This window comes from Flavobacterium sp., assembly GCF_004211145.1.
Classification (GTDB): domain Bacteria; phylum Bacteroidota; class Bacteroidia; order Flavobacteriales; family Flavobacteriaceae; genus Flavobacterium.
Window position 1 is genome coordinate 37,374 of record NZ_SEBS01000011.1, and the last position, 20,795, is coordinate 58,168.

17 protein-coding genes and 1 tRNA gene are annotated in these 20,795 nt (G+C 47.7%); 10 read left to right on the forward strand and 8 right to left on the reverse strand.

Annotated elements, in window-relative coordinates; genetic code table 11:
* From EOO50_RS07150 to EOO50_RS07180, 7 genes are all read right to left on the reverse strand, one after another.
* Positions 1–1,164 (reverse strand): sigma-54 dependent transcriptional regulator, encoded by a 1,164-nt coding sequence (locus EOO50_RS07150; RefSeq protein ID WP_290838906.1) that lies wholly within the window; start codon positions 1,162–1,164, stop codon positions 1–3.
* 457 nt (positions 1,165–1,621) lie between these two features.
* Positions 1,622–2,920: an ABC transporter permease gene (locus tag EOO50_RS07155; RefSeq protein ID WP_290838907.1), complete on the reverse strand. Its 1,299-nt coding sequence runs from the start codon at positions 2,918–2,920 to the stop codon at positions 1,622–1,624.
* 160 nt (positions 2,921–3,080) lie between these two features.
* Positions 3,081–4,004, reverse strand: coding sequence for an ATP-binding cassette domain-containing protein (locus EOO50_RS07160; RefSeq protein ID WP_290838908.1), 924 nt, complete (start codon positions 4,002–4,004; stop codon positions 3,081–3,083).
* A gap of 281 nt (positions 4,005–4,285) precedes the next feature.
* Positions 4,286–5,410, reverse strand: coding sequence for a molecular chaperone DnaJ (gene dnaJ, locus EOO50_RS07165; RefSeq protein ID WP_290838909.1), 1,125 nt, complete (start codon positions 5,408–5,410; stop codon positions 4,286–4,288).
* A gap of 38 nt (positions 5,411–5,448) precedes the next feature.
* Positions 5,449–5,997 carry a nucleotide exchange factor GrpE gene (locus tag EOO50_RS07170; RefSeq protein WP_290838910.1) on the reverse strand — a complete coding sequence of 183 codons (549 nt, stop codon included), beginning with the start codon at positions 5,995–5,997 and terminating at the stop codon, positions 5,449–5,451.
* 362 nt (positions 5,998–6,359) lie between these two features.
* A complete protein-coding gene (locus EOO50_RS07175; protein ID WP_290838912.1) occupies positions 6,360–7,265 on the reverse strand; it encodes a TIGR01777 family oxidoreductase in 906 nt (301 codons plus the stop codon).
* Between the two features lie 80 nt (positions 7,266–7,345).
* Positions 7,346–7,798, reverse strand: coding sequence for a DUF4442 domain-containing protein (locus EOO50_RS07180; protein ID WP_290838913.1), 453 nt, complete (start codon positions 7,796–7,798; stop codon positions 7,346–7,348).
* A 317-nt stretch (positions 7,799–8,115) separates the two neighbouring features.
* Here EOO50_RS07180 and EOO50_RS07185 point away from each other — a divergent pair, with 317 nt between their 5' ends.
* The 9 genes from EOO50_RS07185 to EOO50_RS07225 all read left to right on the forward strand — a co-directional run bounded on the left by EOO50_RS07185 (position 8,116) and on the right by EOO50_RS07225 (position 19,046).
* Complete coding sequence (locus tag EOO50_RS07185; protein WP_290838914.1) at positions 8,116–8,658, forward strand: DUF4870 domain-containing protein; 543 nt, start codon at positions 8,116–8,118, stop codon at positions 8,656–8,658.
* A gap of 124 nt (positions 8,659–8,782) precedes the next feature.
* Positions 8,783–9,532 carry a DUF2807 domain-containing protein gene (locus tag EOO50_RS07190; RefSeq protein ID WP_290838915.1) on the forward strand — a complete coding sequence of 250 codons (750 nt, stop codon included), beginning with the start codon at positions 8,783–8,785 and terminating at the stop codon, positions 9,530–9,532.
* Between the two features lie 75 nt (positions 9,533–9,607).
* Positions 9,608–9,946, forward strand: a complete 339-nt coding sequence (locus tag EOO50_RS07195) for a PadR family transcriptional regulator (protein ID WP_290838916.1) — start codon at positions 9,608–9,610, stop codon at positions 9,944–9,946.
* On the forward strand, positions 9,943–11,688 hold the full coding sequence (locus EOO50_RS07200) for a PspC domain-containing protein (RefSeq protein ID WP_290838917.1): 1,746 nt from the start codon (positions 9,943–9,945) through the stop codon (positions 11,686–11,688). The genes EOO50_RS07195 and EOO50_RS07200 overlap by 4 nt, the downstream gene beginning before the upstream one ends.
* Before the next feature lies 1 nt (position 11,689).
* Entirely contained in the window at positions 11,690–12,430 is a 741-nt protein-coding gene (locus EOO50_RS07205) for a head GIN domain-containing protein (RefSeq protein ID WP_290838918.1), read from the forward strand.
* A 375-nt stretch (positions 12,431–12,805) separates the two neighbouring features.
* Complete coding sequence (locus EOO50_RS07210; RefSeq protein ID WP_290838919.1) at positions 12,806–13,579, forward strand: nuclear transport factor 2 family protein; 774 nt, start codon at positions 12,806–12,808, stop codon at positions 13,577–13,579.
* A 114-nt stretch (positions 13,580–13,693) separates the two neighbouring features.
* A complete protein-coding gene (locus tag EOO50_RS07215; RefSeq protein ID WP_290838921.1) occupies positions 13,694–14,566 on the forward strand; it encodes an ABC transporter ATP-binding protein in 873 nt (290 codons plus the stop codon).
* 3 nt (positions 14,567–14,569) lie between these two features.
* Positions 14,570–18,151 carry a M1 family aminopeptidase gene (locus tag EOO50_RS07220; protein WP_290838922.1) on the forward strand — a complete coding sequence of 1,194 codons (3,582 nt, stop codon included), beginning with the start codon at positions 14,570–14,572 and terminating at the stop codon, positions 18,149–18,151.
* Between the two features lie 61 nt (positions 18,152–18,212).
* Positions 18,213–19,046, forward strand: coding sequence for a DUF2807 domain-containing protein (locus tag EOO50_RS07225; RefSeq protein ID WP_290838924.1), 834 nt, complete (start codon positions 18,213–18,215; stop codon positions 19,044–19,046).
* Positions 19,047–19,224: 178 nt separating this feature from the next.
* Here EOO50_RS07225 and trxB read toward each other — a convergent pair whose 3' ends face one another.
* Positions 19,225–20,187 carry a thioredoxin-disulfide reductase gene (trxB, locus tag EOO50_RS07230; RefSeq protein ID WP_290838925.1) on the reverse strand — a complete coding sequence of 321 codons (963 nt, stop codon included), beginning with the start codon at positions 20,185–20,187 and terminating at the stop codon, positions 19,225–19,227.
* Between the two features lie 310 nt (positions 20,188–20,497).
* Between trxB and EOO50_RS07235 the strand changes: the two genes are divergently transcribed.
* Positions 20,498–20,572 (forward strand) — tRNA-Pro (locus EOO50_RS07235).
* The last annotated feature ends 223 nt before the right edge of the window (positions 20,573–20,795 follow it).

Consider the following 20,795-nt stretch of genomic DNA (forward strand, 5'->3'; position numbering starts at 1 on the left):
TTACTTGCTTGCGAACATTTTAACGTCGGCTTCAGATATTTCGCTTCCGCCGAGAATGATCAGGCGTTCGACCACGTTCCGAAGTTCACGGATGTTTCCCGTCCAATCGTATTCCTGCAGCAATTTGATCGCCGAGGCCGAAAACTTCTTGGCTTCCTTGCCTTGCTCCTCGCCTATTTTCGACGCGAAATGTTCAATGAGCAGCGGAATGTCGTCGCGGCGATCGTTCAGCGCGGGAACTTTGACGAGAATGACGGCCAGTCGGTGGTATAAATCCTCGCGAAACCGACCTTCGGCTATTTCTTTTTTAAGGTCTTTATTGGTCGCGGCAACGACACGAACATCAACCTTTATTTCCTTTTCATCCCCGACGCGTGAAATTTTGCTTTCCTGAAGCGCACGCAATACTTTGGCTTGGGCCGAAAGACTCATGTCGCCGATCTCGTCCAAAAATATCGTGCCTTTGTCAGCGGCTTCGAACTTGCCTGCGCGGTCTTTCACGGCCGATGTAAACGCGCCTTTCACGTGGCCGAACAACTCGCTTTCGATGAGTTCACTCGGAATCGCGGCGCAGTTCACCTCGATGAGCGGCGCATTCGCACGTTCGCTTTTTTCGTGCAGCCAGTGCGCGACGAGTTCTTTCCCGGTTCCGTTCGGGCCGGTTACGAGTACGCGCGCCTCGGTCGGGGCGACTTTCTCGATGATGTCTTTTATGTGATTGATCGCGTCGCTATGCCCGATCATTTCGTAATGGCGGCTAACTTTCTTCTTGAGGATCTTGTTCTCGACGACGAGTTGTTTCTTGTCGAGCGCGTTACGCACCGTGTTGAGCAATCGGTTCAGGTCGGGTGGTTTCGAGATGTAGTCGAACGCGCCGAGACGCATCGCCTGGATCGCGGTTTCCATGTCGCCGTGGCCGGAAATCATGACCATAGGGATTTCGGGTTTGATTTTCTTGACGGCTTCGAGAAGTTCCACTCCGTCCATTTTTGGCATTTTGATGTCGCACAACACGAGGTCGTAATCGGTGGCTTTTATTTTTTCGAGGCCTGCGACGCCGTCTTCGGCTTCTTCGACCTGGTAAGTGTCGCTTTCTTCAGAGAGTATTTTTCCGAGCACGCGGCGGATGGCGGCTTCGTCTTCGATGACTAGGATTTTGGGCATTTTTTTTTGTTTAGGGTTTAGAGTTTAGGGTTCATTCGTTTACCGAGGACGTTTGGGGAACTTTACAACGATAAACTCTAAACTTCAAAATCGGAATTTACGAAAGTTCACGGGAATTACCGCGTTAACAATTTCCCAAAATGTCATGGAAAACGCGAATTCATAGCCCGGATGGAAGCGGAAAGCCTTTCTTTAAAAAATCCCCGTTTTGCCAAGCCGCGACAGCGACCATCGGAAGCTCGTTGCGGGTTGTTGCAAAACCGGATTTTTTTAGGAAGCTTGAAGCGGACAGCCGGAATAGCTCCAAATAAAATTTTTATTTTTGAACAGTTGAGATAGTTAAGGAAGTTAAGGTTGCTTCGCACTTCCGACTGCGATTTTATCCCCAACGAAGCGTTTCCCTGCGATCAATTTCCATTCGCTAATCCGCTAATTTTCTAATTATCTAATCATCTAATTAATACCTCACCCACCGAATCATTTCCTTCCAAGTCGGTTTCTTCCCATACATTAAAATTCCGACGCGGTAAATCTTGGCCGAAAACCACACGACGCCAAAGAATGTCGCGAACAAAATGACGATCGAGAGCGCGATTTGCCACAACGGAACGCCGAAGGGGATCCGCATGAGCATTACGATCGGTGACGTTAGCGGAATCATCGAAAATGTCGTGGCAACCGTTCCGTGCGGATCGTTTATTACCGTGAAGAACCCGATGTAAACGCCCAGGATCAACGGCATGATGATAGGGAAAAGGAATTGCTGGGAATCGGTTTCGTTGTCGACGGCGGCACCGATCGCGGCGTAGAATGAACTGTATAAAAAGTAGCCTCCGATGAAATAGATGACGAATGAGATTATCGTCGTTGCGATGGGCAATTTCCATAATTCGCTGATGTACAATTGGGTCGTGTTTCCTGCGGTTTGCTGGGCTGCGGCGACTGCATCGGGTGAAACGGCGTGGCTCGCGACATCGACGCCGAAAAATGCCGACGCGCCGAACAGTAAGCACATTCCGATTATCGCCCAGATCAAAAATTGCAGCACGCCCGCGAGCGATGTGCCGATGATTTTGCCCATCATGAGCTGGAACGGCTTGACCGACGAGATGATGATCTCGATGATGCGGTTCGTTTTTTCCTCGATCACCGAGCGCATGACCATATTGCCGTAAATGATGATGAACATCATGATCAGGTAGCCGAATGCGCCGCCGATCGCGATCTTGATCTCGTTCAATCCCTTGACGCTTTCCTCGCCGGTTGCTTTGGACAGGCCGATCTGGACTTTCGATTGGGCGTTTTTGATCGCGAGCGTGTCGAGTTTCGCGACTTCGAGGTTGGCTTTCGTGATGCGCGTCGAGATCACGTCTTCAAGTTCCGACAAAAATCCCATGCCGGGACTGTCGTTTGAAATGTATTGGATGTTTTTCTCGAGCGATTTGTTATCGGACTTTGGAATCACGAGCACGCCTTCATAACGTTCCGCGGTCACGCTGTCTTTGAGCGTCTGGATGGGAACCGACGTCTTGTCGAGATAGGAATACTCATCGTTCGACTTGAATTCGGGAACAAATAATCCGGTTTCGTCGTGGATCGCGATTTTTTTTACGTCGGCTTTTAACGAGCTTAGGTATCCGACGAAGAATGCGATTCCCGCGAATAACAGCGGACTCAAAAACGTCATGACGATGAAGGATTTGTTGCGGACTTTGGCGGTGAATTCGCGTTTGATTATTAAGGTTAGTACGCTCATGATTGGATGTTGATGCGTTGATTTGTTTATGCGTTTATTTTATTTGTTTAGAGTTTAGGGTTTAGAGTTTTTTCGTTCGGTCTTTGGTACCTCGTATCGTTTCGAAGCTGATAATTTTCGGCTACCCAAAACCAACCCGAAACTCTAAACACTAAACTTTTTACTTCTCCGTCACAGTCTGAATAAAAATATCGTTCACACTCGGAATCTTCTCCACGAAATGCGTCACCTGTCCGCGGTTTACGAGAACCGAAAGCAGTTCGTTGGGTTTGGAGTCGCCGATCTGGATGCTGAGTTTGAGTTCGTCGTTTAAAGATTTAAAATCGGCTTGGGCAATCATGAACCGTTGTGAAAGGTCGTACATCAGGCCTTCGACATTGTCGGTCAAAATTCCGACTTCGAAATCTTTGGTTCTATGTGCGCGCTTGACGTCGATGAGTTTGCCTTCGATCAATTTGTTCGATTTGTGGATCAGCGCGATGTCGTCGCACAATTCTTCGACCGATTCCATGCGATGCGTCGAGAATATGATTGTGGCGCCCTGTTTTTTGAGTTCGAGGATTTCGTCTTTGATCAGGTTCGCGTTCACGGGATCGAAACCGGAAAACGGCTCGTCGAAAATGAGCAATTTGGGTTTGTGCAAGACGGTCACGACGAACTGGATCTTTTGCGCCATTCCTTTTGATAGCTCCTGGATTTTCTTGTTCCACCAACCTTTTATTTCCAATCGGTCGAACCAATATTCGAGTTGTTTTTTGGCTTCGGCGTGCGACAATCCCTTGAGTTGTGCGAGATACAGGCATTGTTCGCCGACTTTCATCGATTTGTACAAGCCGCGTTCTTCGGGCAGATAACCGATATTCGCGATGTGCTGCGGACCGAGTTTTTCGCCGTCTAAAATGATTTCGCCGCTGTCGGGCAACGTGATCTGGTTGATGATGCGGATCAGTGAGGTCTTTCCGGCGCCGTTCGGACCTAATAGCCCGTAGATGCTGCCTTTCGGAACCGATAAAGAAACGGAATTGAGTGCCGTAAAATCGCCGTATTGCTTGACGACATTGCGGGCTTCGAGAATGTTGGACATTGGTATTGATTATTGAGGTAAAGGTAGTAAAAATAGACACGCTGCGCTTTAGACACGCGTTGCTTTGGACGCGGCTGCGCCTTTGGACACACTTCGTTCTTGGATTCGAATCGTTAACCTTGACGAAATCGGTCGAAAGGCGCAGCCGCGTCCAAAGCGTAGCGCATCCAACAATTCAAAAAAAAACCCACCCTTATTTGCACAAGGATGGGAAAAATTGCTATGAAAAAGAAATTACTAGTTACCTAGTAACAATTCCAAAAGTAAAAATGTTTTTTCAATTACGAAAACATATCCTTGACTTTTTCAAAAAAAGATTTCTCGCTCTTTTCAGGAGCCGGAGTGAAATTGCTTTCGGTGAGTGATTTCTCGAAAAATTGCTTCTGTTCTTTGTTGAGTTCGCGTGGCGTCCAAACGTTCACGTGAACGAGCAGATCGCCGCTTCCGTAGCTGTTCAGGCTTGGAATTCCCTTGCCTTTCAAGCGTAGGATTTTTCCCGATTGGATGCCTTCCTCGAGTTTGATCCGGACTTTTCCGTTCACGGCGTCGATGTCTTTGGAAACGCCCAAAACGGCTTCAGGGAAACTGATATACAGATCGTAATGCAGGTTTTCGCCTTCGCGCTTCAGGAATTCATGCTCGAGTTCTTCGATCGCGACAATCAAATCGCCCGGAATTCCATTGCCCGGAGCGTCGTTCCCTTTATTGGAAACCTTTAGTTGCATGCCGTCGGAAACACCTGCAGGAATCTTGATCGATACCGTTTCGTCTTCCATGATCATGCCGTGCGCATCGGCATCTTTGGGTTTGTTGTCGATGATTTGTCCGACGCCTTGGCATTGCGGACACGTCGACGCCGATTGCATGCGACCCAAAATCGTATTCGTCACGCGCATCACCTGGCCTTGGCCGTTGCACGTCGGACATGTTTTATACGTAACGCCTTTCGCCTGGATCTTGCGTTTTACTTTTATTTTTTTCTCGACGCCGTTCGCGATTTCCTCAAGCGTGAGTTTTACTTTGATGCGAAGATTGCTGCCTTTCACGCGACGTTGGCCTGCGCCTCCGCCGAATCCTCCAAAACCGCCGCCTCCGCCGAATGCCGACCCGAAAATATCCCCGAACTGGCTGAAGATGTCGTCCATGTTCATGTGTCCGCCCTGGAAACCGCCTCCGCCCTGTCCGTTGAACGCGTTGTGTCCGAACTGGTCGTACTGCTGGCGTTTCTGCGGATCGCTCAGGACTTCGTAGGCTTCGGCCGCGAGCTTGAAATTCTCTTCGGCAGCCTTGTCGCCCGGATTTTTGTCAGGGTGAAATTCTATGGCTTTCTTGCGGTAGGCTTTCTTGATTTCGGCAGCATCGGCCCCTTTTGAAATGCCGAGTACTTCGTAATAATCTTTTTTCATCTTGCTCAGAATGAATTACAGTTTGGTTATGGCGCGGCTTACTGGCCTGTCACTACTTTGGGGAAACGGATGATCTTGTCGCCCAATTTATATCCTTTTTCAATCACGTCGACGATCTTGCCTTTCATGTCGGGCATTGGAATTTGCGTGATGGCTTCGGCGAAATCGGCATTGAAAACGTCGCCGCTATTAACTTCGACCTGCTCCAATCCTTTGGCAGTCAATGTATTTTTGAATTTGTCGTGAATCAGCGAAACGCCTTTCAACAGGGTTTCGTCACCTACTTTCGTGATTTCAATAATCGCGCGGTCAAAATCGTCAAGAACCGGCAAAAGCGCCAAAAGCACTTCCTGGTTCGCGGTCTTGAACAAATCGATGCGTTCTTTGGCATTGCGTTTCTTGAAATTCTCGAATTCGGCGAACAGGCGCAAAAATTTGTCCTTCTCTTTGGCCAAATCGTCACGAAGTTGTTCTTCGACTGACTTTTCGTCAACAATCAATTGCTCTCCGTTGGCATTCGCCTCAAGTGTCGCCTCGTCTATTTCGTTTACGTTTTCGTTGATATCGTTGGTATCTTCAGTAATCATGGCTGAAAGTGTTGTGAATGTTTATTGATATTTTTTATTCGCGGTTGCGAGGCGGCAAAAGTAGTTCCAATTTGGGTAAAATGTCAAATTGTCATTGGAAAATTAGTAAATTTGAGAATTAGCGGATTGCGAATGATCCGACGGACGGCGAGACATTGTATCGAACAACCTACTTGAATCCATAACCAATCGAAATTCGCTAATTCACTAATCCACAAAAATTTTAATATTTTTTTGGCACTATTTCGATTTCGTTTCTCTATGTTTGTTTCAAAGAAAAATACAAGGTTATGCCTTCGGGCAACAAGACATTATTAATTCACTCGTTAATAGAAAAAGCTCCGACAATCTCGGAGCTTTTTTTATTTGAGTAGGTTTTCAAGTGCGGGTTCGAGAGTCTCGTATTGGAATTTGAAACCCTTTTCAAGCGGCCGTTCGGATTTGACCTTTTGGCTCGCGAACAGCAACATCGACATTTCGCCGAGGATCAGCTTCATCACGAACTCGGGAATTTTCGGCATGAAGTACGGCTTTCCAAGCTTTTTCGCGATGGCGCGCGTCATTTGATCATTGGTCACAGGGTTCGGCGCCGTCGCATTGAACGCACCTTCCCATTGCTGTTCCAAAGCTGTCGTATACATATTCACCAAATCGTGGATGTGGATCCAGGATTGCCATTGTTTTCCGCTTCCGAATGCGGCTCCGAATCCCATTTTCACGGGCTTTTCGATCTGCGGTAACATTCCGCCTTCTTTGGCGAGCACCAATCCCGTGCGGATTTTGCAGACTTTTATGCCGAGTTGGGAAAAACGGTCGGCGGCGTGTTCCCACTTGAGCACGACGTTTCCGAGGAATGAATCGTCGACATTCTTATTATCTTCCGTGTAATATTCGGTCAAACTGTCTTTATATAGTCCGATCGCCGAACCTGAGATGAATTGTTTCACCTGATTCGGATTGTCCTTTATCAATTTGTAAAGCAGATTCGCCGACAGCACGCGACTTTCGATTATTTCCTGTTTGTATTTGCGCGTCCAGCGTTTTGAAATACTGGCGCCCGCCAGATGGATTATGGCATCTACGCCGACGATTGCATTTTCGTCCACGAAGTCTTTCTCGGGATTCCAGAAAAACCCCTGGTAACTGGGTTCGCTTTTAATGGAGGATTTTGTGGTCGTCAGATAATTCACCTCAATCTTGTGCGCCGCAAGTTTGGCCACAAGTTGTGTTCCGATGAGTCCAGTTGCGCCGGTAATGAGCACTTTCATGTTGCGTGTTTTACGTAAAGATACGCCCCGATGCGGCCGTTGGATTGAAAAGAAACGTTAATTGTAAAGGGTTTAACGCGCTATTTCGCCTTGAGCGTCCATTCGAAATCCATGACCGAAACCTGCTCGCCTTTTTCATTGACCGCGACCGATTGCATCCAACACGTCACGCCTTGCCTTGTTTCGACGGCTTGTTGGATCGCCTGACGGATTTTCTCGCCATCGTTGCACGTGAACGTGATTCGTCCCGTTGCTTTTTTGGTGAACACGGCCTTATTGGTCGCGACAAGCATCGAGATATTTTGGCCGTTTTCCTTTATTTCATTGATGACGAGCGCGCCCGTGGAAAGTTCGGCAGCCATTGCTTGAACGGCGAAATACATGGAGTTGAATGGATTTTGATTGATCCATCGATGTTTCGCCGACGTCACGCATTTACCGGAATCGATATGCTTTACGCGCACGCCGCAAAGAAACGCCGACGGCAATTTGAAGAAAAGGAATTTATTCAACTGGCTTTTTGAAACGCCCATGATCGCGGTGATTTCGGGCTAAGGTAATGATTTTTATAAGAGTTTGGGACAGCGTAAAGTTTAACCGTCGGGCTTACGTAGTGATTTTTTTGCCGTGGATTCGCTGATTTTCATATGAGTATAAATAAAGAAACAATCCGTAAATAAATCCATGAATCCGCGATACTATAGATTAGCACGCTAATAATCAACAAATTACACGACTTGCTAAAAAATCCAACTAAAAACCAAAATGTTAACTTTTTGTTAATTATTAGTACTATGCAAAACAAGATACTGTCTTTCGTATATATATTTGCATAAGAAATTACTATCTCATGGAAACAACCTCTACGAAAAGCAAAGCAATGTTGGCGCACTTGAGCACGCTGACCCAATGGTTCTTCCCTTTTGGGAACTTTATTTTCCCGTTGGTAATTTGGAGTACGACGCGAAAAGATTCGTCGTTCACCGACCACCACGGACGCCAGGCCATCAATTTCCAACTCAGCATCTTTTTGTACACGTTGGTTTTGTGCCTGATCGCCATCCCGATTTTGGTTTTCACGATCTTCAAACACGTTCCGTTCCGTGAAATGGCCGACGGTCATGTTTACAACCCCGATCTCACACCTGAAAACGTAACCGGAATCGTAATTCTCGCCATCATCGCCGTCATTTTGTTCTGCTTTTTGAAGGTCGCCGAGTTTTTCCTGGTCATCAACGCGTCGGTAAAAGCGATCGACGGCATCGCGTATGAGTATCCGCTTTGCATTCCGTTCATCGGAAAACCTAAAGAATTAAAAACCGAATCAGTTAAAGAAGATATAAATCAATCACCGGAGTTTCAATCATCAATCAATTCAATTAATAATGAATAATGAATAATTAATAATTGACGTCGGTATCCTAATCAAGATCTGTATGTCCAGTTGTTTATCAGCAGCACCTAATTATTCATTATTCATTGTTCATTGTTCCTTATTAATCAAAAAATCATCAATCATGTTCAAAATCATCATCTCGCTAACCATGTCCCTAGTCGGGGCATTAGCACAAGCTCAGGTTCAGGAAACCAGACAAATGGAAAACTTCAGTAAAATAGTTGTCAGCGACGGCGTCGAGGTCGTAATCACCCTCGAGTCCCAGCCAAGCCTTACAGCTGAAGCCGCCGACGCGCTTTCCCTGAACGATTTGATCACCGAAGTAAAACGCAACACGCTGTTCATCCACACGAAAGACGTTTTGGATTCGCCCGCAAAAATCAGGTTGTCGGTTTCCGACTTATCGTCGATCGAAGTTCTCGACGGTTCCAAGGTAAGCGTCACGAACGCCATCGTTTCCAACGAATTGAAAGTGAAATTATCGGCACGTTCGATTTTTACGGGATCGGTCAACGCCGACAACATGCAACTCACGCTCAAATCAGGTTCGCATTTCAACGGCAACATCGTGTCCAAGAAATTGAAAGTGGACTTGAACGGCTCGTCGGTGGCGAGATTATCGGGCTTCGTCAACCAATCGAGTTTCTCGGCGAGCAACGGTTCGATCTGCGACGCCAAACGTCTGTACACCGATCGCAGCGACATTACGGCCACGACGAATTCGAACGTAATGGCGAACGCCGACGACGACGTCACCATCGACATTACTGAAGGATCACAAGCCAGCTGGGCCGGTTATCCTGAAACGGTGACAATGCCCGAGGACGCGAAAATCGTTTCGAAAACAACATCGGCGATAACGGGATTCTAATCAAAAAAGATACACGCCGGGACCGAAATGAAAATGATGCGAAAACCCGGCGCTAATTATTAATAACAATCGACTATGAATATTGAAAACACTAAAGCCCAGATGCGTAAAGGTGTACTCGAGTTCTGTATTTTGAGCGTCCTTAAAGAGAAAGACGCTTACACATCGGAGATTTTGGATACGCTAAAAAACGCTAAATTGCTTGTGGTTGAAGGCACGGTTTATCCGCTTCTCACAAGGCTTAAAAACGACGGACTTCTCAACTATCGCTGGGAAGAATCGACTTCGGGCCCGCCGCGCAAATACTACGGACTCACCGAGATCGGCAAGACTTTCCTAAATGAATTGAACAGCACCTGGACCGAGTTATCCGATGCCGTAAACATAATCACCAACCAAAAATCGCAATCATGAACAAGACTGTAAATATTAATCTGGGAGGCATGTTCTTCCACATAGACGAGGACGCCTACCAAAAACTCACCCGTTATTTCGACGCGATCAAACGCTCGTTGTCGAACTCAACCGGACAGGACGAGATCATCAAGGACATCGAGATGCGCATCGCCGAGATCATTTCTGAAAAGCACACGCACGAAAAACAAGTCATCAATTCACGCGAAGTCGACGAAGTGATCGCGATCATGGGCCAGCCTGAGGATTACCGAATCGAAGACGACGGACAACCCGCTTCATCATCGGCTTCATACGAAAACCTAAACGCGGGCCGACGCATGAAAAAACTCTATCGCGATACTGAAAAAGGCATGATCGGTGGCGTCGCGACAGGACTCGGACATTACTTCGGGATCGATGCCGTGTGGATCAAGATTTTGTTTTTGATATTCGTATTCGCCGGTTTCGGCACCGGAATTATCGCCTACTTCGTACTTTGGATCGTAACTCCCGCCGCGCTCACTACGGCTGAAAAACTCGAAATGACAGGCGAACCCGTAAACATTTCGAACATCGAAAAGAAAGTCCGCGAGGAATTCGAGAACGTTTCCGAGAAGTTCAAGAACGCGAACTACGACAAGATGGGAAAGGAAGTCAAGACCGGAGCCGAGCGTTTCGTGAACAACATCCTCGAAGTCCTGGGAAAGATTTTCAAGGCGTTCGCTAAAGTGTTGGGCGCGCTGATCGTCGTGTTCTCGGCGTTCATGCTCGCTGCGGGCGTCGTGGCTTTGTTCACGCTTGGTTCGACCACGCTTGTCGACGTGCCGTGGCACAATTACGCCGACGCGGTGAACTACACCGATTTCCCACTTTGGTTCGTAGGCACGCTTGGTTTTCTGGCAGTAGGAATTCCGATGTTCTTCCTGTTCATCCTGGGATTGAAACTGCTCGTGACGAATTTGAAATCCATCGGGAACATCGCAAAATATACGTTGCTGGCTTTGTGGCTGATCTCGATCGGAACCTTGATTACGCTTGGCGTGAAACAGGCGACGGAAATCGGTTCGGACGGAAAAATGGTCGAAAAACAAATCATCAACATCCAGCCCAACGATACGCTTTTCGTGAAGTTCCGCTACAACGATTATTACGCGAAAGACATTTATCGCCACCACGATTTCGCTTTCGTGCAGGACGACAAAGGCAATGAAGTAATCTATTCGAACGAGGTCCATATCGAGATCCTGAGCACCGACGAAAAGCAGCCCTACATCCAAATCGAGAAAATCGCTCGCGGAAAATCGCTTTCAGAAGCCAAGCAACGCGCTGAAAAAATCAAATACGGGTTCACCGTCGAAGGAAATACCGTAACTTTAGACAACTATTTGCTTACCGAAATGTCGAGCAAATACCGCAAACAGGAAGTTCAGATCTTTTTGTATGTTCCCGAGGGAATTTATTTGAGACCCGATAAAAACTTCGAGCATTTCGATTACAGCGACGATTCGTTCTTCAACCTGCATTTCTCGGGGCAATACAAATATAAGGTCGGGAAAGATCAGGTGAAATGTCTCGATTGTCCCGCCGACGAGAACGATTGGGACGATATCGAAGGCACGTTCGACGTTGACAGCGTGAATGTTTCGGGTACGATCGTAACCGACGGCGACACGATTTCCATCAAGGGAACATCGAAAAACGGAAAACCTTTCAAAGGCCTGAAAACGGGCGAAAACGGAGAAATAATCAAAAACGAATAATATGTCAATCATCACTTCAACCACCAGATTCACGCTTGCGGCGCTACTTGCGATTTGTTTCGCCTCATGTCAGGATTTCGATGTCAAAACCATCGTTGGCAGCGGAAACGTAAAAACAGAAACCCGGAATATTCAGGGCAACTTCACCAAAATCAAAGCGAGCCGCGGTCTCGATGTTGAAATTGAACAGGCCGATGTCACGTCGGTGGTGGTTGAAGCCGATGATAACCTGATCTCGCACATTACCACGAAATTAGAAGGAAATACGCTCGTGATCTCGTCCGACTACAACGGTTATACGAACGTGACCGCGAAAAAAGTCACCGTGAAGATGCCCAAGATCGAAGGCTTGACAGCCGAAGCGGGATCAAGCATCCGATCGCTCAATAACTTAATCAGCGAAAACCTTTCACTCGAAACGAACAGCGGCGCGAACATGAAAGTCGTCGTGGAGGCCGAAGACCTGAGCGCCGAATCGTCAAGCGGAAGCACGCTCGAAGTCAGCGGGAAAGCCATCGATTTCGACACGAATTCCTCAAGCGGAAGCGGCGTCGAAGCGGGACAATTGCTTGCGAACGATGTTTCGGCCGACGCAAGTTCAGGCAGTCACATCGTCGTGCACCCGATCGTGAAACTCGACGGGAAGGCCTCGAGCGGCGGATCGGTTGAGTACAATAACGATCCGAAATCTTTGGAAAGAGATGAGAGTTCAGGCGGAAGCGTGGGGAAAAGAACTAATTGACAATTGACAATTGACAGTTAGGGTTGCTCTTGCGCTGGACGTTTAGGATTCCGATTTGATAGTGCGGATTTCCGTGATATACTCTTTGGGTAGGTATCGGCTTTTCTGGTTATAAAGTCGCGTAGTATGTCTTTGGAGCAAAAAATCATTTCAAGTTGCAACTACATTTTTCCCTTATTTTCAAGGTCAAAGCGCCTACATCCTATTTCTTGAATGTTCATTAATCTGTAGAAATTATTATTCCGGCCATTCAAAAACGCCGATAATTGACCCAACCTCCAAACTTACCCAAAGCCAATTGTCCATTATCAATTGTCCATTATCCATTGTCAATTGTCAATTATCAATCGTCAATTGTCCATTATCCATTGTCCTATGAAAAAATCCCTACAACTCGTAGCCACTTCCCTATTGCTTTTTTGCAGCCTGTCGATAAGCGCACAAGATGTGGATCTCGAGCGCACGATCCGAGAAAAAGACAGCCTGTTCTGGCTCGCCTACAACAAGTGCGACGACGCGGGAATGCACGAATTCATAGCCGATGACGTGGAATTCTACCACGACAAAGGCGGCATTCAAAAAGGCTGGGCGACGTTTCAGGAGACTACGAAAAAGAACCTGTGCGGACGAGCTGATTGGCGAATAAGACGTGAAGCATATCCTGAAAGCTACCGCATTTATCCGATGGAAAAGGACGGTCGACTCTACGGCGCGGTCCTGTCGGGCGATCATAAATTTTTCGTGACCGAGAACGGCAAACCCGAATACTGGACGGGCGTCGCGAAATTCACCCATCTTTGGCTGCTCACTGACGGCAAATGGAAAATGTCGCGCATCTTAAGCTACAATCACGACGCGCCGAAATACGAAAACAAGCGAACCGAAATTTTCGTGTCAGACAAAGCGCTTTCGCCATTCGTCGGAAAATACAAAAGCGACCAAGGCGAACTGACTTTCGAGAAATCCAGTAACGGTCTCACGCTTTACATCAGAAATAACAAATACGTGCTTTTCCCCGAATCGCAGACTACGTTTTTCTACAAGGAACGCGATTTGACGTTCGAATTCGTAAAATCGGGCGACAAGGTTTCGAAAGTAATCATCCGAGAAAACGGTGCAATCGTCGGCGAAAGCCCGGTCGTAAAATAAAAACGATGCAACCGTATCGGCAAAAATCACGTCCCGTATAACAGCGGGACTTTTTGTAGCGTAAAAGTTCGTAAATTCCGCACAACCAACATTCATTAATCAACAAACACAATCATGCAACTTGTAATCAAAAACATTGACAAGAAATACGGCAATGGCGTGCACGCGCTCAACGACGTCTCACTCACGATCGACAAGGGAATGTTCGGGCTTTTAGGTCCGAACGGAGCCGGAAAATCATCGCTCATGCGAACCCTTGCCACGTTGCAGGACGTAGACAGCGGATCTGCTTTCCTGGGCGACATCGACGTTTTGAACGACAAAGAAGCCGTTCGAAGGAACTTGGGTTACCTTCCCCAGGAATTTGGGGTTTACCCGCGTACTTCGGCTGTTGAATTGCTCGACCACTTGGCGCTCTTGAAGGGTTTCGATAAAAAATCGGAACGCAAGGAAATCGTCGAACAGTTGCTCGTGAAAGTCAATCTTTGGGAGCAGCGCAAAAATGCCGTGAGCAGTTATAGCGGCGGAATGCGCCAACGTTTCGGAATCGCGCAAAGCCTTATCGGAAATCCAAAATTAGTGATCGTCGACGAACCGACGGCAGGTCTCGATCCCGGAGAGCGCAATCGCTTCTACAATATTTTAAGTGAAATCGGTGAAAACGTGATCGTGATCCTGTCGACCCATATCGTCCAGGACGTTCGCGAACTGTGTACACAAATGGCGATCATGGACAAAGGACGCGTGCTGTATTCGGGAAACACTGATGATGCGCTTGTCCAGATCAAGGGAAAAGTCTGGGAAAAGAAAGTCGACAAACACGCCTTGCCGCAGTATCAAAGTGATTACAAGGTGATTTCGAACAAGCTCGTCGGCGGAAGCCCGCTGATCCACGTATACAGCGATGACGCGCCCGGCAATGGTTTTTTCAAGGCCGAGGAAAATCTCGAAGACGTATTTTTCGCCAAACTCAACGAACTCGTCTAAGCCATGTGGAAATTTATACGACACGAGTTGCGGTATTGGCTTAAATCGCCGATGACCTGGATTTTCCTGACCATCAATTCGCTTTTGGTTTTTGGCGCGATGTGCACCGACAACATCCAAATCGGCGGCGGAATGGGCAGCGAACACAAAAATTCACCTTTTTCGATCCAATTGATCTACGGGACGATGTGCCTTGTGAGCCTGCTCATGATCACGGCGTTCATGAACGCGACGGCCAACCGCGACTTCCAGTTCGGGATGCAGCAGTTTGTTTTTTCATCACCTATTAAGAAACGCGATTATTTTTTTGGTAAGTTCATCGGAGCTTGCCTGATTGCGATCATTCCGCTTTTCGGGGTTACGATCGGGACCTTGATCGCTCCGTTGGTCGCTCCCGCATTCGACTGGAGCCCTGCCGAACGTTACGGCGAAGTCATCTGGTCAGGTCATTTGATGGGAATTCTCACGTTCGCGATTCCGAACGTGTTCATCATCGGCGTGATGGTTTTTTCGCTTGCGATCTATTTCAGGAGCAGCATCGTTTCGTTCATCGGTTCGATGATGATTTTGGTTTTATATTCGGTTACATCGGGATTCACGCGCGATATTGAAAAACAATGGCTCGCGAATCTGCTCGATCCATTCGGGTTTCGTCCGCTTGGCATCGTCTCGAAATACATGACCGTCGATGAAAAGAACGCGCACGCCGTAGCACTTGAAGGTGCGTTACTAACGAATCGATTGGTTTGGGTCGGGATCGCGTTCCTGATTTTGGTAATCGTTTACGCGCGATTCTCATTCAACACGAAAAACGAGAAACACAAAAAGCCCAAAAAAATCAAATCGGAAAGTCCTGCGATATTGACCGACAAGATTTACACGGCGCGCAAGGCCAACGTTTTTTCATTCTCAATCTTCATACATCTGGTCAAGTTCGAAATGCTTGCCGTGATTCGAAATCCGACATTCATCATCATCACGTCGATCGGGCTGATCAACCTGATCGCAAGCATCACGAGTTTTACGGGTTCTTACGGTTCGGACCAATATCCCGTGACCGACGACATGATCAGTTCGATCAAAGGTGCTTTTTACATGTTTCTTTTGGGTTTCATCATATTCTATTCGGGCGTTCTGGTCTGGAAAGAACGCGACGCCAAAATAAACGAGATCCAGGATGCGACGCCCATAAAAACCGGAATGTTGTTCGCATCGAAAGCGTTGGCGATGATTTTTGCGACGGCGTTGATCCTAAGTTTGACGATATTCGTGGGCATCATCGCGCAGTCGCTTTACGGCTACCATCGTTATCAAGTGGACGTTTACATCGAATCGATCCTAGGCATCAGCCTGTCGTTCTTCTCGTTCGCGATCATCCTGGCGCTGCTTTTCCATTACTTGATAAACAATCGGTACATCGCGTATTTCGCGTTCGTCGTTTTCCTGATCCTCAATACCTTTATATGGAGTGGCTTCGATGTGAGCACGTATCTCGTACAGTTCGGGCAAAGTGAAAACGTGCAATACAGCGACATGAACGGTTTCGGGCCTTTCGTTTCGGGTCAGGTTTGGTTTACTTTATATTGGAGCCTGTTCTGCATAATCTTGAGTTTCGTGACCAACGCGTTTTACGCACGCGGCAAGGAAGAACGTTTCGGAGCGCGATGGAAACGGGCCAAAGTCCAACTCGGCCGAAGCAAAATCGCGATCTTCGTGAGCGTTCTCGCCTTCTTCATCTGCGGCGGATTCATCTTTTACAACACGAATGTCCTGAATCGCTACACGACGTCGGACCAGCAGGAAGATATGCAGGTGCAATACGAGAAATTGTACAAGAAATACGAAACCGTCACGCAGCCCCGATGGACGGCACTCGACTACAAGATCGATCTCGATCCGGCGCATCGCAACCTCAGCGCGACGATCACCGCCTGGGCGAAAAACACGTCGGCGCAACCGATCGGCGAATTGCATTTCACGATGCCGTCTTCATCGGACAGCGTCGAGGTCGTGATTCCGGGCGCGAGACAAAAATTGCGCGATAACGATCATTTCTACCGAATCTATGCGTTGGCAAAACCATTGCAACCGAACGATTCGCTCAAAGTCGTCGTCAATTATAAGAATTTCACGAGAGGTTTTGAGAACGACATCAGCTTCTTGTCGGTTACTGAAAATGGTTCGTTCTTCAACAATGCCGATATTTTCCCGAACTTCGGATACAACAGCGACTACGAGATTTCTGACCGTAACAAGCGCAAGGAATTGAAACTGCCGCTCAGAAAACGAATGGCAAAACTCAATGACAATGACGTCGCGACGCGCAAAAACACCTACATCAGCAACGATTCGGATTGGGTGAGCGTCACCACTACGATGAGCACTTCGCCCGACCAGATCGCCATTGCGCCAGGTTCGCTTTTGAAATCCTGGGAAGCCGACGGTAAAAAGTATTTCCAATACAGGCTCGACCAGAAGTCGCTGAATTTCTACTCGTTCCTATCGGCGCGATATGAAGTCGCTCGCAAAAAATGGAACGGCATCGACCTCGAAGTCTATTACGACAAAAATCACGCGTACAACGTGCCCAACATGATGAGCGCCATGCAGAAATCGCTTGAATACTACACCAAAAATTTCGGGCCGTATTACCACAAGCAGTGCCGCATCATCGAATTCCCGCGTTACCAGTCGTTCGCGCAGGCATTCCCTGGAACGATGCCGTTCAGCGAAGGGATCGGATTCATTCTCGATTTGCGCGATGTCACGAAAGACGACATCGATCAGGTCTATTATGTCGTGGCCCACGAAATGGCGCATCAGTATTGGGCGCATCAGGTGATTGGGCCTCCGATGCAGGGCAGCGAAATGATGAGTGAAGGTTTCGCGCAATATTCGGCGCTTATGGTCATGGAAAAGGAATATGGAAAAGACAAAATGAAGAAATTCCTGAGTTATGAGATGGACAATTATCTCAACGCGCGCAGCAACGAGCCTGAGGCCGAACGTCCGCTGATGAAGACCGAGAACCAGCAATACATCCATTACAACAAGGCGAGCGTCGTGATGTATTATTTAAAGGAAATGATCGGCGAGGATAAAACGAATCTCGCGTTGCGCAATCTCGTGGGCAAATACGCGTACAAAAATCCGCCGTATGCGACATCGAATGAGGCGGTGCGCGAATTCAAGAAAGTGACGCCCGATTCCCTGCAATATCTCATAAACGACATGTTCGAAAAAATCACGTTGTTCGACAACCGCATGTCCGAAGCGAAATTCCAGAAAAAAGGAAAGGATTTCGTCGTGACTTTGAAAACGCAATCGCAGAAATTCAGGGCGGATTCACTCGGAAAGGAAACGAAAATCCCGATCAAGGATTATATCGACATCGCCGTTTTTGCCAAGCCGACCGACGATGAAGAAACCGGAAAAATCTTGATCAAACGCCGACTAAAGATCACCAAGAAGGACAACACGTTTTCGTTTATCGTGAAAGAACAGCCGTACAATGCGGGAATCGACCCTTACAATTATTTGATTGACAGGCTTCCGAACGACAATCTGAGGAAATTTGAAGAATAAGATAACGTCCCGATAAACTATCGGGATGTTTTTTATATTTGTGGCTCAACCAACAACAATCATGAGGAAAAATATACTGTTGCTGATCGTCTGTTTTTCAGTGATGACCGCGTTTGGACAAAAGCTCAAAGGCACGAAAAACGTGACGACGTCGTCTAAGGAAATCGGGAATTTCGAGTCGATCGAAGTAAGTGACAACATCGAGGTTTTCCTTTCGAAAGGCGACAAATCAGAAATTGAGATCGAGGCCGACGACAATTTGCACGAAGTCATTTCGATCTCGGAAAGCACGGGAACTTTGCGGATTTCAGCCACCGAAAAAGTAACGACGTTCAAAAAACTCAGCGTCAAAATCACATACACCGACGATTTCAAGATGCTTACTGCGAAAGGCTCGAGCAACGTCACCGCGCTCACCGATCTTCAACTCGCCGATTTCACGTTCAAGACGTTCGAGTCGGCCAAGATTTTCGCGACCGTGAAAGGCAAGAAATTCACGCTCATGGCGAACGACAAATCCAAAACCGAACTCAATGTGACGGCGACCGAAACCACGGTCGAAATGAACAACAACGCGAGTTTGAAAGCGCTGATCTCGTCAGACAAGATTACGTTCGACATGTATCAGAAAGCATCGGCCTCGATCGAGGGCGACGTGAACACGTTGAAACTGCGACTCGACAACAACACCACGTTCACGGGCAAAAACCTCACGACCAAAAACGCGAACATCACGACCGAAGGCAGCAGCAATTGCAGTATCGAAGTGATCGAGAAGGCAGTAATTTCGGCATCGGGGAAATCCGAAATCGATTTGCATGGAGAGCAGAAAATCGAGATTAATAAGTTTAGTGATAATGCGTTGATTTCGAAGAAGAATAATAAGGTAAAGTAGTGCCTGAGTGCCTGAGTGCCTGAGTGCCTGAGTGCCTGAGTGCCTGAGTGCCTGAGTGCCTGAGTGCCTGAGTGCAAAAATGAAAAATCCCGGTCGAAATGCCGGGATTTTTTATTTCGTATTGTAAACGAATTGTTTCGGTATAAAAGAGAACTTTAAACGCTAAACCCTAAACAAATCAAACAACCGCGTGTTCTTCAATCGAAACCAAATAACGTTCCGCATCCAACGCCGCCATACAACCCGTTCCGGCTGCGGTTACGGCCTGGCGATATACGTTATCCTGAACGTCTCCGCATGCGAAAACTCCGGGAAGGTTGGTTTTTGTTGACTTGCCGTGAGTGACGAGATAACCCGTTTCGTCCATTTCAAGCTGTCCCTGGAAGATATCGGTGTTTGGTTTATGTCCGATTGCTATGAACAATCCCGTGACCGGAACTTCAGTTTTTTGGGCCGTCGCGTTGTTGTACACGCGGATTCCTTCGACAACCGTGTCGCCCAGAACCTCATCGACTTCGCTGTTGTACAAAACGGTGATGTTCGGCGTGTTGTTCACGCGGTGTTGCATCGCTTTCGACGCGCGCATCTGGTCCTTGCGTACCAACATGGTTACGTTTTTACAGATGTTCGCCAAATACGTCGCTTCCTCGGCAGCCGTATCCCCGGCCCCGACGATCGCCACGTCCTGCCCTTTAAAGAAGAATCCGTCGCAGACAGCACAGGCTGAAACGCCGCCTCCGCGCAATTTTTGCTCGCTTGGCAAACCGAGATATTTCGCGGTCGCTCCCGTTGAGATGATCACGGTTTGCGCGTGGACCTCGGTCGTGCTGTCGATGATCACTTTGTGCCAGCCGCCGACTTCTTTGTGGAATTGCACCATCGTCGCCATCCCGAAACGTACTTGTGTTCCGAAACGCTCGGCTTGTTGCTGCAATTGTACCATCATCGATGGACCGTCGATTCCTTCAGGATAACCCGGGAAGTTGTCGACTTCAGTTGTCGTGGTGAGCTGTCCGCCCGGTTCCATTCCCGTGTAAAGTACGGGATGCATATCGGCGCGAGCTGCGTAAATTGCGGCCGTGTAGCCCGCAGGCCCCGAACCGATGATCAGACATTTTATTTTTTCGATTGTGTCAGACATGATATTGTAGTTGGATTTTCGACTGCAAATTTAGATTTTTTACCCTTTAAAACATTGGGTTGTAGATTACTTTTGGCTATATGTGAATAAGTTTACGCCCAAGTGTCGACATGTGCGACTTTTACGCGGCGGTTGAACCGGGAACGCGTCCTGCCGTCGCATTGGAAATCCGTGTACGCTTAGGTTTATCTATTGAGAACAACGAGGTTGCGATACCACGTTATTTTTTTCCGGCGAAAGTTCAACATTTCACTTGCACGCATTGAAATTAGTTTTATATTTGCACCCTGATTCGGCAATAGCTGAGTTTCGGGGTGTAGCGTAGCCCGGTCATCGCGCCTGGTTTGGGACCAGGAGGTCGCAGGTTCGAATCCTGCCACCCCGACAAAAGAATCCTTCCGCATGCAATGCGGAGGGATTTTTTGTTTTGTGCAAAAAGTGCCGAGCTCGCTCGAGCACTTTTTGCACAAAACAAAAAAGACCCCGCGGCCGCAGGCCGCGGAAAGGATTCTTTTAGCATCAACTCCCAACTCAGGATCACGCGACAGCGTAATCCTGCAAAAACCAAATATCTGGTCGCTGGCCGCGAAACGGATTCTTTTAAACAA

Excerpts from the sequence above, each read along its gene's own strand:
- EOO50_RS07150 (WP_290838906.1), bottom strand. The coding sequence starts at position 1,164 with ATGCCCAAAATCCTAGTCATCGAAGACGAAGCCGCCATCCGCCGCGTG.
- EOO50_RS07155 (WP_290838907.1), bottom strand. The coding sequence starts at position 2,920 with ATGAGCGTACTAACCTTAATAATCAAACGCGAATTCACCGCCAAAGTC.
- EOO50_RS07160 (WP_290838908.1), bottom strand. The coding sequence starts at position 4,004 with ATGTCCAACATTCTCGAAGCCCGCAATGTCGTCAAGCAATACGGCGAT.
- dnaJ (WP_290838909.1), bottom strand. The coding sequence starts at position 5,410 with ATGAAAAAAGATTATTACGAAGTACTCGGCATTTCAAAAGGGGCCGAT.
- EOO50_RS07170 (WP_290838910.1), bottom strand. The coding sequence starts at position 5,997 with ATGATTACTGAAGATACCAACGATATCAACGAAAACGTAAACGAAATA.
- EOO50_RS07175 (WP_290838912.1), bottom strand. The coding sequence starts at position 7,265 with ATGAAAGTGCTCATTACCGGCGCAACTGGACTCATCGGAACACAACTT.
- EOO50_RS07180 (WP_290838913.1), bottom strand. The coding sequence starts at position 7,798 with ATGGGCGTTTCAAAAAGCCAGTTGAATAAATTCCTTTTCTTCAAATTG.
- EOO50_RS07185 (WP_290838914.1), top strand. The coding sequence starts at position 8,116 with ATGGAAACAACCTCTACGAAAAGCAAAGCAATGTTGGCGCACTTGAGC.
- EOO50_RS07190 (WP_290838915.1), top strand. The coding sequence starts at position 8,783 with ATGTTCAAAATCATCATCTCGCTAACCATGTCCCTAGTCGGGGCATTA.
- EOO50_RS07195 (WP_290838916.1), top strand. The coding sequence starts at position 9,608 with ATGAATATTGAAAACACTAAAGCCCAGATGCGTAAAGGTGTACTCGAG.
- EOO50_RS07200 (WP_290838917.1), top strand. The coding sequence starts at position 9,943 with ATGAACAAGACTGTAAATATTAATCTGGGAGGCATGTTCTTCCACATA.
- EOO50_RS07205 (WP_290838918.1), top strand. The coding sequence starts at position 11,690 with ATGTCAATCATCACTTCAACCACCAGATTCACGCTTGCGGCGCTACTT.
- EOO50_RS07210 (WP_290838919.1), top strand. The coding sequence starts at position 12,806 with ATGAAAAAATCCCTACAACTCGTAGCCACTTCCCTATTGCTTTTTTGC.
- EOO50_RS07215 (WP_290838921.1), top strand. The coding sequence starts at position 13,694 with ATGCAACTTGTAATCAAAAACATTGACAAGAAATACGGCAATGGCGTG.
- EOO50_RS07220 (WP_290838922.1), top strand. The coding sequence starts at position 14,570 with ATGTGGAAATTTATACGACACGAGTTGCGGTATTGGCTTAAATCGCCG.
- EOO50_RS07225 (WP_290838924.1), top strand. The coding sequence starts at position 18,213 with ATGAGGAAAAATATACTGTTGCTGATCGTCTGTTTTTCAGTGATGACC.
- trxB (WP_290838925.1), bottom strand. The coding sequence starts at position 20,187 with ATGTCTGACACAATCGAAAAAATAAAATGTCTGATCATCGGTTCGGGG.